13 protein-coding genes are annotated in these 12,949 nt (G+C 73.2%); 1 reads left to right on the top strand and 12 read right to left on the bottom strand.

Annotated elements, in window-relative coordinates; all coding sequences use genetic code 11:
* Positions 1-13: 13 nt before the first annotated feature.
* From ruvA to pgsA, 12 genes are all read right to left on the bottom strand, one after another.
* The gene (gene ruvA, locus AB0C84_RS23075; RefSeq protein ID WP_361069752.1) at positions 14-622 is read right to left on the bottom strand and encodes a Holliday junction branch migration protein RuvA; all 609 of its coding nucleotides are present in this window, start codon (positions 620-622) and stop codon (positions 14-16) included.
* Positions 619-1,194: a crossover junction endodeoxyribonuclease RuvC gene (ruvC, locus tag AB0C84_RS23070; RefSeq protein ID WP_179848479.1), complete on the bottom strand. Its 576-nt coding sequence runs from the start codon at positions 1,192-1,194 to the stop codon at positions 619-621. The genes ruvA and ruvC overlap by 4 nt, the downstream gene beginning before the upstream one ends.
* 55 nt (positions 1,195-1,249) lie before the next feature.
* Positions 1,250-2,404: a GNAT family N-acetyltransferase gene (locus AB0C84_RS23065; RefSeq protein ID WP_361069748.1), complete on the bottom strand. Its 1,155-nt coding sequence runs from the start codon at positions 2,402-2,404 to the stop codon at positions 1,250-1,252.
* An 82-nt stretch (positions 2,405-2,486) separates the two neighbouring features.
* Complete coding sequence (locus AB0C84_RS23060) at positions 2,487-3,242, bottom strand: YebC/PmpR family DNA-binding transcriptional regulator (protein WP_179848477.1); 756 nt, start codon at positions 3,240-3,242, stop codon at positions 2,487-2,489.
* 3 nt (positions 3,243-3,245) lie between these two features.
* On the bottom strand, positions 3,246-3,863 hold the full coding sequence (gene pdxT, locus AB0C84_RS23055) for a pyridoxal 5'-phosphate synthase glutaminase subunit PdxT (protein WP_308206527.1): 618 nt from the start codon (positions 3,861-3,863) through the stop codon (positions 3,246-3,248).
* A gap of 104 nt (positions 3,864-3,967) precedes the next feature.
* Positions 3,968-4,582 (bottom strand): hypothetical protein, encoded by a 615-nt coding sequence (locus tag AB0C84_RS23050; RefSeq protein WP_258943320.1) that lies wholly within the window; start codon positions 4,580-4,582, stop codon positions 3,968-3,970.
* Positions 4,583-4,722: 140 nt separating this feature from the next.
* Positions 4,723-5,646, bottom strand: a complete 924-nt coding sequence (gene pdxS, locus AB0C84_RS23045; RefSeq protein WP_258943319.1) for a pyridoxal 5'-phosphate synthase lyase subunit PdxS — start codon at positions 5,644-5,646, stop codon at positions 4,723-4,725.
* A gap of 132 nt (positions 5,647-5,778) precedes the next feature.
* Positions 5,779-6,816 carry a DUF3048 domain-containing protein gene (locus tag AB0C84_RS23040; RefSeq protein WP_361069742.1) on the bottom strand — a complete coding sequence of 346 codons (1,038 nt, stop codon included), beginning with the start codon at positions 6,814-6,816 and terminating at the stop codon, positions 5,779-5,781.
* A 124-nt stretch (positions 6,817-6,940) separates the two neighbouring features.
* A complete protein-coding gene (locus AB0C84_RS23035; RefSeq protein WP_258943317.1) occupies positions 6,941-7,483 on the bottom strand; it encodes a hypothetical protein in 543 nt (180 codons plus the stop codon).
* Positions 7,484-7,491: 8 nt separating this feature from the next.
* Complete coding sequence (locus tag AB0C84_RS23030) at positions 7,492-8,652, bottom strand: glycosyltransferase family 4 protein (RefSeq protein ID WP_361069738.1); 1,161 nt, start codon at positions 8,650-8,652, stop codon at positions 7,492-7,494.
* A 10-nt stretch (positions 8,653-8,662) separates the two neighbouring features.
* A complete protein-coding gene (locus tag AB0C84_RS23025; RefSeq protein WP_179848472.1) occupies positions 8,663-9,592 on the bottom strand; it encodes a phosphatidylinositol mannoside acyltransferase in 930 nt (309 codons plus the stop codon).
* Positions 9,589-10,251: a phosphatidylinositol phosphate synthase gene (gene pgsA, locus AB0C84_RS23020; RefSeq protein ID WP_179848471.1), complete on the bottom strand. Its 663-nt coding sequence runs from the start codon at positions 10,249-10,251 to the stop codon at positions 9,589-9,591. The genes AB0C84_RS23025 and pgsA overlap by 4 nt, the downstream gene beginning before the upstream one ends.
* A 352-nt stretch (positions 10,252-10,603) precedes the next feature.
* Between pgsA and AB0C84_RS23015 the strand changes: the two genes are divergently transcribed.
* Complete coding sequence (locus AB0C84_RS23015) at positions 10,604-12,769, top strand: elongation factor G-like protein EF-G2 (RefSeq protein WP_361069733.1); 2,166 nt, start codon at positions 10,604-10,606, stop codon at positions 12,767-12,769.
* Positions 12,770-12,949: the final 180 nt, after the last annotated feature.

Below are 12,949 nucleotides of genomic sequence, written 5' to 3'. Positions count from 1 at the left end.
TCCCCAGGCTCAGTCATGGCTTGCTGAGCTTCTTCAGGGCCGACCTCAGCAGCGCCGCGACCGGGGGCGCCTCGCCGCCGTCGAGATCGGCCGCGACGGCGTCCACGGCGGCGTCGGCGTCCCTGGCCGACCAGCCGAGGTTGACCAGGCCCATCTGCACCTGGTCGCGCCACGGCTCGGCGCGGGCGGGCGCGCGCAGGTCGCCGCCGTCGTCGCCGACCGGGCCGCCGAGGCGGTCCCGCAGTTCCAGGACGATGCGCTGCGCGCCCTTCTTGCCGATGCCGGGCACCTTGGTGAGCGCGGTCACGTCCTCGGTGGACACGGCGCGGCGCAGCGCGTTCGGCGAGTGGACCGCCAGCATCGCCAGGGCGAGGCGGGGCCCGACGCCGCTCGCTGTCTGGAGCAGCTCGAAGACGGTGCGCTCGTCGTCGTCGGCGAACCCGAACAGGGTGAGGGAGTCCTCGCGGACGACGAGGGAGGTCGGCACCCGCGCCTGCTCCCCGACCCGCAGGCCGGCCAGCGTGGCGGGGGTGCACTGCACCGAGAGGCCGACGCCGTGCACGTCGATCACCGCCCCGTCGGGTCCCGCGGCGGCCACCCGGCCGCTGACGAAGGCGATCACTGGACGCTTCCTCCTCTGCTCCGGGCGGCGAGCCGCTCCCGTTCGGCCCTGGCCGCCTCCTCGATGCGCGACCGCTGCGCGTGCGCGAGCCGCTGCTGCGCTCCCCCGCGCCACACGTGGCAGATGGCCAGGGCGAGCGCGTCGGCGGCGTCGGCCGGTTTCGGCGCGGTCTCCAGGGACAGCAGCCGGGTCACCATCCGGGTCACCTGCGCCTTGTCGGCGCGGCCGTTCCCGGTGACGGCGGCCTTGGCCTCGCTGGGGGTGTGCAGCGCGACGGGCAGGCCGCGCCGGGCGGCCAGCAGCATGGCGATCCCGGCGGCCTGGGCCGTGCCCATCACGGTCCGGACGTTGTGCTGGGAGAACACGCGCTCGACGGCGACGGCGTCGGGGCGCAGCTCGTCCATGACGGCCGCGATGCCGGTCTCGACGCCCAGCAGCCGCAGGGCGTGGTCCTCGTCGGGGGCGGTCCGCACGACCGACACGTGCACCAGGTGCAGCCGCTTGCCCGGGGCGCCCTCGACGACCCCGACCCCGCACCGGGTGAGCCCGGGGTCCACCCCCATCACCCGCACGGCCGCTCCTTCGATCACTTGTTCGGCCGCCAACGCTATCAATCCGCGTGGCCGGTCAGAAGTAATCCAGCGAGAACGGCGTGGCCGCGAACGCCGCGGCGAGCGCCTCCGCGTTCCCGCCCTGGAGCAGGCCGGCTCGGCGGAGCGTCGGCTCCGGAATCCCGGAGTAGAGCGCCGCCAGGCCGCGCGGGCCGAGGCGGACGGCGTCGGCGCCCGTAGCGGTGGAACGCTCCAGCCGCCCCTCCCCGTCCTTGATCTCCAGGTGCCACCGGCCCGAGTTCGCCGGACGCTGCGGATCGTCGATCTCCAGCGGGACCCCGGCCGCGACCCCGGCAGGAAAGCCGCGCGCCGCGATCGCCGCAGGCGCGTCGACGACCCGGAGCATCCACTGGGAGCGGTGGACGGTCTCGTGCTCGCGCTCGCGCGGCAGCCACAGCACCGGGTCCATCGGCGACACGCAGGCCCGCACCGACTCGGCCGTGGACGAACCGGACCCGACGATGGCCCACAGCGCCCTCAGCGTCCTCTCGGAGGAGGCGACGAGCCGCGCGACCTCCAGCCCTGCGTTGCCCTCCGCCCACCGGTAGGACAGGAACCCGTCCTCGGCCAGGTAGTGGTACCCGTCCGGGGCGCCCAGGTGCTCGCGCCATCTCGCCTCCGGCCAGCCGACCGGACCGCAGTCGCGCGCCGTCCGGTGCGCGCGGGCGATCACGGCGGCCACCTCGGCGGCGTCGCCGGGGCCGGCCCTGAGGACGGGGACCCGCTCGGCCGCGATCGTGCGCAGGGCCTCGGTGGACAGGTCGACGTGGTGCCAGGCCCCCGCGTGCTCCCAGCCGAGCGACCGGTAGAGCCGCGTCGTGGCCGGGAAGAGCATGGCGAGCGGGTGACCGAGACCGGCGCACCGCTCCAGCAGGTCGCCCATCAGACGGCGGCCGAGGCCCCGCCCGCGCTCCTCGGGGGCGACCGTGACCGCGCTGACCCCGGCCGTGGACACCGCCCGCCCGTGCCACCACTGCGTCATGTCGAGCAGGGCCCCCGTGGCGACGACCGCGCCGCCGTCGAAGCCGGCGAACTGCCGCCCCGCCTCCGCCGCCTGCCGGACGAGACGGGACCGGCGGGCCCACACGTCGTCGGGCAGCGGCCCGAAGGCGCGGGCCCGGATGTCGCGGACGGCGTCCGCCTCGTCGAGTGCGAGAGCGCGAATCTCCATGATCCAGACCGTATGCGACGGCGCCGACGAGAAACGCCGCCGCGCCCGGGCGGGCGGCGGCGGCGCTGCCGGCGACGGGGCGTCAGGCGTCGATGGAGGCCATGACCTCGTCGCTCACGTCGAAGTTGGCGTAGATCTCCTGGACGTCGTCGGAGTCCTCCAGGGCGTCCAGGAGCCGGAACACCTTCTTGGCGTTGTCCTCGTCGAGCGGGACGGTCACGCTCGGCAGGAACTTGCTCTCCGCCGACTCGTAGTCGATCCCGGCCTCCACCAGCGCCGAGCGGACCGCGACCAGGTCGCCGGCCTCGCTCACGACCTCGAAGTTCTCCCCGTCGAGGTCGTTGACCTCCTCGGCGCCGGCGTCCAGGACGGCCATCATCACGTCGTCCTCGCTGGTGCCCGCCTTGGGGACGATCACGACGCCCTTGCGGTTGAACATGTAGGAGACCGAGCCCGGGTCGGCGAGGGAGCCGCCGTTGCGGGTGAGCGCGACGCGGACCTCCGAGGCGGCCCGGTTGCGGTTGTCGGTCAGGCACTCGATGAGCACGGCGACACCGCCCGGGGCGTAGCCCTCGTAGGTGATGTTCTGCCAGTCGGCGCCCCCGGCCTCCTCACCGGCGCCCCGCTTGCGGGCGCGCTCGATGTTGTCGTTCGGGACCGAGTTCTTCTTCGCCTTGTAGATGGCGTCGTAGAGGGTGGGGTTGGCCTCCGGGTCGCCGCCGCCCGTGCGGGCCGCCACCTCGATGTTCTTGATCAGCTTGGCGAAGAGCTTGCCCCGCTTGGCGTCGAGGGCCGCCTTCTTGTGCTTGGTCGTCGCCCACTTGGAATGGCCGGACATCTGTCAATCCTCCTCTGTCGTCCGGCGCACCAGATCGGCGAAGTAGTGGTGCACGCGGAAATCGCCCGTCAGCTCCGGATGGAACGCGGTCGCCATGAGGCGCCCCTGGCGGACGGCGACGATCCTACCGGCGTTCTGCCCGCTCTCCGCGCGTCCGAGGATCTCGACGGCGTCGCCGACGGACTCCACCCAGGGTGCGCGGATGAAAACGGCGTGGTACGGCGTGTCACCCATACCGGTCAGCGGGACGGCGGCCTCGAAGGAGTCGACCTGCCGGCCGAACGCGTTGCGCCGCACGGTCATGTCGATCCCGCCGACGGTCTCCTGGCCCGCCACGCCGCCCCGGATCCGGTCCGCCAGCATGATCATGCCGGCGCAGGAGCCGTAGGCGGGCATGCCCGCCTCGATCCGCTTGCGCAGCGGTTCGAGCAGTTCGAACGAGCGCGCCAGCCGCCACATGGTGGTGGACTCCCCACCGGGCAGGACCAGCCCGTCGACCTGCTCCAGCTCGTCGGGGCGGCGCACCTTCACGGTGCGCGCCCCGGCCTCCTCCAACGCGCGCGCATGCTCGCGCACGTCGCCCTGCAGGGCGAGGACACCGATCGTGGGCACAGCAGTCACGTGGAAACCTTCCGGGACACAAGGAGACGTCTCAACCCTAGACGCTCCTTACAACGCCCGACGACCTTGCTGATCTTCCCCGGGCCGATCCGGCCCGGGCGGGGTCAGGCGTGCCGGAAGCGGCGGACCGGGAGTTCCAGGGGCAGGAAGCCGTCCTTGCCGCGGTCGGCGATGCCGCGGCCGAACATGTACTGCTCGGCGAGCGCGAGGCCGAACTCCTCGGGGTCGAACGGGAGCGGCACGTCCGGCGCGCCCTCGTCGACGGCGCGCCAGAACGGGCGCTCGGCGGGCAGCCGCTCGCCCTGGTCGACGACCACGCCGTCCTCGGCGGTGACGTACACGTCGCGGAGCAGCACGCCCGACTCGTACCAGCGGAACCAGCAGCTGCGGATCACGTTGTGCAGGACGAGGACGCCGCAGTGGGAGCCGGGGAGCGCCGCCGCGGCCGTGTCGGCGATGCGGCGGGCGTCGTCGTCGAGGCAGAACAGCCGCCGGTCGCACAGCAGCAGCGCCCGGTCGAAGGCACCGACGAACAGCTCGTCCTCGTACGGCCAGAGCGCGAAGTCCAGGACCGTGTCGCCGGTCTCGGTGAGGGTGGCCGCCGGGTAGAGGCGGCGCGCGATCGTCGCGGCGGCGTCGGGGTCGGGCGCCAGGCCAGGCCGGAACACCTCGGTGGGTTCACCCGCGCTCGCGCACGCCAGCGCGACCGACCAAGCCATGCTCTTCCCTCCCGCGGCCGGGCACCAGCCAGGGCTCGCCCCTCCGGCCGCGCCGTCAGCGTAAACCCTCTTGGCGGCCCGTGTGGAGGGGGGTACCCACCGATCCGCCCGGCCACCCGGGCCGGGCGGACGCACCTGGGCTACCAGCCGCGGCCGGCGAACTTCTGGTCCTCGCCGAGGGAGGCGGCGTTGATGCCGACCATGGCCTCGCCGAGGCCGCGCGACACCTTGGCGATCACGTCGGGGTCGTCGTGGAAGGTGGTGGCCTTCACGATCGCCTCGGCGCGCTGGGCCGGGTTGCCGGACTTGAAGATCCCGGACCCGACGAAGACGCCCTCGGCACCGAGCTGCATCATCATCGCGGCGTCGGCGGGGGTGGCGATGCCGCCCGCGGTGAACAGCACGACGGGCAGCTTGCCCGCCCGGGCGACCTCCTTGACCAGCTCGTAGGGGGCCTGGAGCTCCTTGGCCGCGACGAACAGCTCGTCCTCGGGCAGGTTCTGCAGGCGGCGGATCTCCTGCCGGATCTTGCGCATGTGGGTGGTGGCGTTGGAGACGTCGCCGGTGCCCGCCTCGCCCTTGGAGCGGATCATCGCCGCGCCCTCGGTGATGCGGCGCAGCGCCTCGCCGAGGCTGGTGGCCCCGCACACGAACGGGACGGTGAACGCCCACTTGTCGATGTGGTTGTCGTAGTCGGCGGGCGTGAGCACCTCGGACTCGTCGATGTAGTCGACGCCGAGCGCCTGCAGCACCTGCGCCTCGACGAAGTGGCCGATCCGGGCCTTGGCCATGACGGGGATGGAGACCGCGGCGATGATCCCGTCGATCATGTCGGGGTCGCTCATCCGGGAGATGCCGCCCTCGACGCGGATGTCGGCGGGGACCCGCTCCAGGGCCATGACGGCGACCGCGCCCGCGTCTTCGGCGATCTTCGCCTGCTCGGGCGTGACGACGTCCATGATCACGCCGCCCTTGAGCATCTCCGCCATGCCGCGCTTGACGCGGGCGGTCCCGGTCTCGGGCGCGGCGTTGTCAGGGGCGGGAGTGGAAGTGGTCACGGGCATTCCTCACGTGGACGGACGACATGTCTTTTCCCATGATATTGCCTGCTCGCACGACATCTCGACCCGGCAGAGTGTCAGCGGGGGGCGCCGGCCGCTTACGGAGTGACGGGTTACGGGCCACAACGCCTCCGGCTAGGGCGTGTAGGGCTTGCCGTCGTTGACGAGCACGACCCAGACCTGGCCGCGAGCGAAGTTCATGGGCTTGCCGTCGGCGGTGGTGTAGGTGGTGCCCTCGCCCTCGGACGAGCGCGACCACTTGGCGCCGTAGGCCTTGCCGTCGCGCAGGACGACCGCGCGGCCGGTGCCGGTGGTGTGGATCAGCGGCGTGTAGCTGCCGAGGAAGTCGTGGAACTTCGAGCGGGTCGTCTTGGCGTACTGCACGACGACGGTCCTGCCCCCGAGGAGCCCGCCCTCGGCGGCGCGGTCGGGGGTGCCGCCCCAGCTGGCGAGCCACCGCTTCTGCTTGGCCGACCACGTGAAGCCCATGGTGGCGGCGGGCCACCGGGCGGTGAACGATTTGGTGGGCTTGCCGCCGTCAGGAGCGTCTCCGAAGCGGAAGCCGATGTCGCGCGGCTTCGCGGCCTTCGGCGCCTGCTTCAGCAGGTCCTTGGGGTCGGCGTAGAGGTTGTAGGGGATGCGCCTGTCGCCGGAGCGGAAGTACGCGCTACCCGCGCTCTCCTGAGAGATGTCGTACACCGGCGCCTTGCGGATGTACTTCTTCATCTTGCTCTGGACGCCCGAGAACGCGAAGGCGGGACGGCCGAACTGCGGCAGGATGTGCAGATCGGAGATGCGGGCGCTGCGGACGGGCCCGACCTTCTTCGGCAGTTTGGAGGAGTAGACCGCCATCAGGCGGGTCTCGCCGCCCTCGACCTGCTCGACGTAGACGATGTCGGCGGCCGACACGCCGCTCTGCGGGAGCGCGGGCCGCGTGTTCTCGATCTTGACCGCGAGGACGGGATTGGCCAGGCCCCTGGCGCCGCCGGTGAACGGATGCGTCGCGGGCGTCGGCGTTCCGGCGGCCTGGGGCGTGCCCGTGCCGCTCGGCGGCGGCGCCGGCTTCGCGGCGCCGTCCGAGCCCGAGCAGGCCGACAGCGCGGCGCCGATGACGAGGACGCCCATCCCCGCGGCCGCGCGCCCCCGGACGGTGGTGTCCCAGACAGATCGCACGATCTACCCCTCCTTTGGACGATCTGCCAGAGGGTAGCGAACGTGATCTGATGCGCTCGCCCGCCCGGTGGTACGGCCGCGCGGGGCTCCCCCGATCAACGCGGCCCCGGCGGATCGCGGGCCCTCAGATCCCGGGCGGGTCGTCGTCGATCTCGAAGAAGTCCGGGAGCGGGGCCCTCCCGGCGAGCGGCAGGACGCGGATGAGCAGCTTGCGGCGCGCGATCCGGGCCTGGGAGACGGCGTCGTTGTAGAAGCGGCGGGCGTAGGCGACCTTCGCGGCGGCGGACTCCAGCTCGTCCAGGACCGCCCTGCCGTCGCCGCCGCCGCGGGCGTCGAGGGCGTCGACGAAGCCGGGCTGGTCGACGGCGGCGCGCAGCGCCCGCGACAGGTCGCTCTCGGCGAACTCGCGGCCCTCGGCGTCGGCGGTGCGGGCCTCGTGGGCGGCGGTGGCCAGCACCAGGCTGGTGGCCGGGTCCAGAAGCCGGGACGCGGCCAACTCCAGCGTGGCGGCGGCCCGCCTGACGAGCGCGGCGTCGAGCGCGGCGCGGGCCGTCTCGACCCGCACGTGCAGCCGGTCGAGCCGGGTGGCGCGCCACGACACGTACACCACGATCAGGAAGACGACGGCGATCCAGAACAGGACGTCGATGACCCAGTCGTAGGACACGCCGCCCCCTACGCCCCGAGCCCGGACTCGACCACGCCCGCGCGGCCGCCGGTGACGGTCTCGTACACACGCAGCACGTCGCGGGCCACCGACGACCAGTCGTAGGTCCGGACGGCGGCGCGGGCCTCGGCGGACAGCTGCTTGCGGCGGGCCGGGTCGTCGAGCAGCTCCCCGGCCGCCGCGGCGAGCGCCTCGTGGTCGCCGGCCGGGAACAGGGCCCCGGCCCTGCCTCCGCGCAGGACGCGGTCGAACGCCTCGATGTCGCTGGCGAGGATGGGCGCGCCCGCCGCCATGGCCTCGGCGAGGACGATGCCGAAGCTCTCGCCGCCGAGGTTGGGAGCGACGAAGACGTCCACCGAGTGGTAGGCGCGGACCTTGTCCTGCTCGCTCACCATGCCGAGCACGACGACGCGGTCGCGCAGGCCGGCCGGGACCCGTGCCAGCACGTCGCCGGCGTCGCCGGGACCGGCGATCAGCAGCCGCAGCCCCGGGCGCGAGCGGCCGAGGATCTCGAAGGCGCGCAGCAGCACCTGCAGCCCCTTGCGCGGCTCGTCCATCCGGCCGAGGAACCCCAGCGCTCCCCCGTCGCCGTCCCTGGGCGTGTCCGTGCGGCCGCGCCAGCCGGGGAGCGGCTCCGCCGGCGCGTAGCGCTCGGTCGCGACGCCGTTCGGGATCAGGACGGCGTCGCCGCCGAGGTTCTCGACCAGCGTGGTGCGCGCGGCCTCCGACACCGCGATCCGGCCAGTGATCTTCTCCAGGGCGCTCTGCAGGATCGGCGCGGTGACCGACAGCGCCCGCGACCTCTCGTAGGAGGCGTGGAACGTGCCCACGATGGGCCCGTCGGCCGCCCAGCAGGCGAGCAGCCCGAGCGAGGGCGCGGCGGGCTCGTGGACGTGCAGGACGTCGAACCCGCCCTCGCGGATCCAGCGCCGGACCCGGCCGGCCGACAGGAACCCGAACGCCAGCCGCGCGACCGAGCCGTTGTAGGGGACGGGGACGGCGCGCCCGGCCGACACGACGTAGGGCGGCAGATCGGCGTCGTCGTCGGCGGGCGTGATGACCGACACCGCGTGGCCGAGCGCGACGAGCGCCTCGGCGAGGTCGCCGATGTGCTGCTGGACGCCGCCCGGCACGTCCCAGGTGTAGGGGCAGACGAGTCCCACCTTCATCGGCCGGCCCTCATCTTCGGCCGTCCGGGAGGTCGTCCACCCAGACCTTCTGCAGCATGTGCCAGTCCTCGGGGTGGGCGGCGATGCCCTCCTCGAAGGCGCGCGCGAGGTCCTGGGTCATGGCCTGGATCTTCTCCTGTCTGCCGCCCCCGTCCGGCACGGGGATCTCCTCGTGGACCCGCGCAGCCCAATACTCGCCCTCGTACCAGAGTGTCACGGGAATGAGGGCGGCGCCCGTCTGGACGGCCAGCGCGGCCGACACGGCGGGCATCCGGGCGGTGGCGCCGAAGAACCGCACGTCGATGCCGCTCTCGGTCAGGTCGCGGTCGACGACCAGGCAGACCGGGCGGCCGGCCCGCAACCGCTGCGCCATGCGCCCGTAGGCGGAGGCGCCCTTGTGCGCGAGGACCTCCATTCCGAGGCCCTCGCGGAACTCGACGAACCGGTCGAACAGCGACGCGGGTTCGAGCCGCTCGGCGACGGTGGTGAAGGGGTACCCGCAGTGCACCAGCCACGCGCCGGCGTGCTCGTAGTTGCCCATGTGGGGCAGCGCGAGAATGACGCCCCGCCCGGAGTCGAGGTTGGTGAAGATCTTCTTCTCGCCGGTGACCCGCATCCGGCCGAGGATCCGCGCCCGGTCGTACTCGGGCAGCCGGAAGACCTCCAGCCAGTAGCGGAAGTAGGAGCGCAGCACCTTCTTGCTGAGGACGCGGACCTCGTCGTCGACGGCGTCCTTGCCGAGGACGCGGCACAGGTTCTTCTCCAGCTGCCGCACGCCGCCGCCGTAGCGGTGCCAGGTGCGGTCGGCGAGCGCGGCGAACACCAGGCGCGCCGCGCTCTCCGGCATCTTGCGGACGACCGTCCAGCCCAGGGCGTAGACGGCGTCGGTCACCTCGTCGCGAAGCGACGGCGCCGCCTCTTCGCGGCGGGGCGTGGTCATGGACGCGGCTCCGGCGTCTTCTCGGCCCCGTTCGGCGCGCCGTTCCCGGCTCCGGCGCCCGCGCCGGGCCTCGCCTGGGCGTACACCGCGGCGAACCGCTGCCCGACCGTGACGGTGCTGAGCACGGCGAGGCCCCACAAGGCGACGGCGAGGATGTAGGGGACGCCCAGCCCGTCGAACCCGGCCGCGACCAGGGCGACGATGAGGCGCTCGGCGCGCTCGGCGATGCCGACGTTGCAGGTGTAGCCGAGGCCCTCGGCGCGGGCCTTGGCGTAGGACACCACGACCCCGGAGACCAGGCAGTACAGGGCGACCCCGGCGAGGGGCTCCTGGCCCGCCCGGTACAGCCCGATCATCAGCCCGGCGAAGATCGCGGCGTCGGCGACGCGGTCCATGGTGGAGTCCAGGAACGCGCCGAACGCGGAGATCTTCCCGGTGACCCGGGCGACCGCGCCGTCGAGCATGTCGAACAGGACGAACGCGGTGATGACCATCGTCCCCCAGAAGAACTCCCCGCGGGGGAACAGCACGAGCGCGCCGGCGGCGACGCCGACCGTCCCGATGACGGTGATGGCGTTGGGCGAGACCCCGGTCCGCGCGACCGCCTGTCCGACGGGGGTGAGGACTCGCCCCAGCGCGGGCCTGATCTTGTTGAGCATCGACGTCCGTTCTCGTGATCATCGGGAGTCGCGGCCGGGAGTCGTGCTCACCGGGGGCGGCCCCGCCGCGGGCGAACCGGCGCCCACGCGGCGCGCCCATCGTAGTGCGCACGCCGCGGGCGCGCGGCCGGTCGCGGGGCCCGCGGCCCGCCGGCCCGGACGGATCGCGGTTGTTTGCCGTTCACCCCTTGTGATCCCGGCCCGCACGGGAAAGGCTGTTGACACGGGTGTGACGTCGGTCACGCGCGTTGGACGAGGTCGGACGCCGCACTCGGACGTCAGGGCCGGGCCCGCCGGGCCGGGCCCCAGCCGCACGCGGGCCTCCGCGAGAGGCCCGTCCGAGGAGGTAGTCATGGCGGACAAGGGAGGCCACCCGGGAGCCCCCGGCAGGGCACCGGAGGCCGGCGGGTGCGACAAGGTGCGCAATGTCGCGTTGGTCGGCCATTCGGGGGCCGGAAAGACCACGCTCGTCGAGGCGCTGCTCGCCGCCACGGGCACGCTGCAGCGGGCGGGGAAGGTCGAGGACGGCACCACCGTCAGCGACTTCGACGACGTGGAGGTGCGCCAGCAGCGCTCGGTCAACCTCGCGCTCGCGCCGCTGGCGCACGGCGACGTCAAGGTCAATCTCATCGACACCCCCGGCTACGCCGACTTCGTCGGCGACCTGCGGGCCGGGCTGCGCGCCGCCGACGCGGCCCTGTTCGTGATCTCGGCGGTGGACGGCATCGACGGGCTCACCCGGATGATCTGGGAGGAGTGCGCGGCGGTGCGGATGCCCCGCGCGGTCGTCATCACCAAGGTCGACCAGCAGCGCGGCGACTACGACGACGTGGTCATGACCTGCCAGGACGTCTTCGGCGAGGGCGTCGCGCCGCTGTACTTCCCGGCCCAGGGCGACGACGGCCTGAAGGGCCTGATCGGGCTGCTGTCGCAGCGCTGCCTCGACTACTCGACCGGGCGGCGCACCGAGTGCGACCCCGATCCCCGGTACCTGGACCAGATCTCCGAGCAGCGCGCCTCGCTCATCGAGGGGATCATCCAGGAGAGCGAGGACGAGACCCTCATGGACCGCTACCTGTCCGGTGAGGAGATCGACGTCAAGGCGCTCATCGAGGACCTGGAGACCGCGGTCGCGCGCGGCAGCTTCTACCCCGTCCTCGCGACGTCGGTCCCGCACGGCGACCACCCCGGCCCGGTGGTCGGCATGCCGGAGCTGCTGGAGGTCATCACCCAGGCGTTCCCGTCCCCCCTCGAACACGGCATCCCGCCCGTGACCCCGGTGGCGGGCGGGCCCCCGAAGGAGATCTCCTGCGATCCGGAGGGGCCGCTGGTCGCCGAGGTCGTCAAGACCACGTCCGATCCCTACGTCGGGCGGATCTCGCTGGTCCGCGTCTTCTCCGGGACGCTGCGCCCCGACACGACCGTGCACGTCTCCGGGCACGGCATGGAGGACCGCGGCCATGAGGACCACGACGTCGACGAGCGCGTCGGCGCGCTCACCTCCCCGCTGGGCAAGACGCAGCGCACCGTGTCGTCGTGCGGGGCGGGCGACATCTGCGCGGTCGCGAAGCTCGGCCGCGCCGAGACCGGCGACACGCTGTCGGATCCGGGCGCCCCCATGGTGATGGCCCCCTGGTCCATGCCGGACCCGCTGCTGCCGGTCGCGATCCGCGCGAAGTCCAAGGCCGACGAGGACAAGCTGAGCCAGGCGCTCGGCCGGCTCGTCGCCGAGGACCCGACGCTGCGGCTGGAGAACAACGCCGAGACCCGCCAGCTGGTCCTGTGGTGCATGGGCGAGGCCCACGCCGACGTGCTGATCGACCGGCTGCGCGCCCGGTACGGCGTCGAGGTGGAGCGGGTGGACCTGCGCGTCCCGCTGCGGGAGACGTTCGGCGGGACGGCGAAGGGCCTCGGCCGGCACGTCAAGCAGAGCGGCGGGCACGGCCAGTACGGCATCTGCCACATCGACGTCGAGCCGCTGCCCTCCGGCGAGGGCTTCGAGTTCGTCGACAAGATCGTCGGCGGGGTCGTCCCGCGCCAGTTCATCCCGTCGGTCGAGAAGGGCGTCCGGCAGCAGATGGAGCGGGGCGTGTCCGCCGGGTACCCGATGGTCGACGTCAAGGTCACGCTGCACGACGGCAAGGCGCACTCGGTCGACTCCTCCGACATGGCGTTCCAGACCGCCGGCGCGCTCGCGCTGAAGGACGCGGCGGGCCAGGTGCCGATCCTGCTGCTGGAGCCCGTCGACGAGGTGGAGGTCCTGATCGCCGACGAGTACGTGGGCCAGATCATGTCCGACCTCACCTCGCGGCGCGGCCGGGTGCTCGGCTCCCAGGCGGTGCCCGGCGGACGCACGATGATCAAGGCCGAGGTGCCGCAGTTGGAGATCGTCCGGTACGCGATCGACCTGAGGTCGATGTCGCAGGGCACCGGCACGTTCACCCGCGGTTTCCTGCGCTACGAGCCGCTCCCCTCGCATCTCGCCGACAAGGTCGCCGCCGACTCCAGGGACGGCTGACCGCGCACGCCCGCGGACGGGGCCCGGCGCGTGCCGGGCCCCGCCCCCTCCGCCGCGGTGACGCCGAGCGCCCGCGGACGCGACCTCGGGGGGAGCCGGGCTCATCCCGCAGGGTGACCCGCGATTCGGCCGCAGGGCCGATGATCAGGCCGGGTCCGCGGTGGCATCGTGGTCGCACAA

The organism is Actinomadura sp. NPDC048955, assembly GCF_040649435.1.
GTDB lineage: Bacteria > Actinomycetota > Actinomycetes > Streptosporangiales > Streptosporangiaceae > Spirillospora > Spirillospora luteofluorescens.
This window is presented reverse-complemented; position numbering and strand designations above follow the sequence as displayed.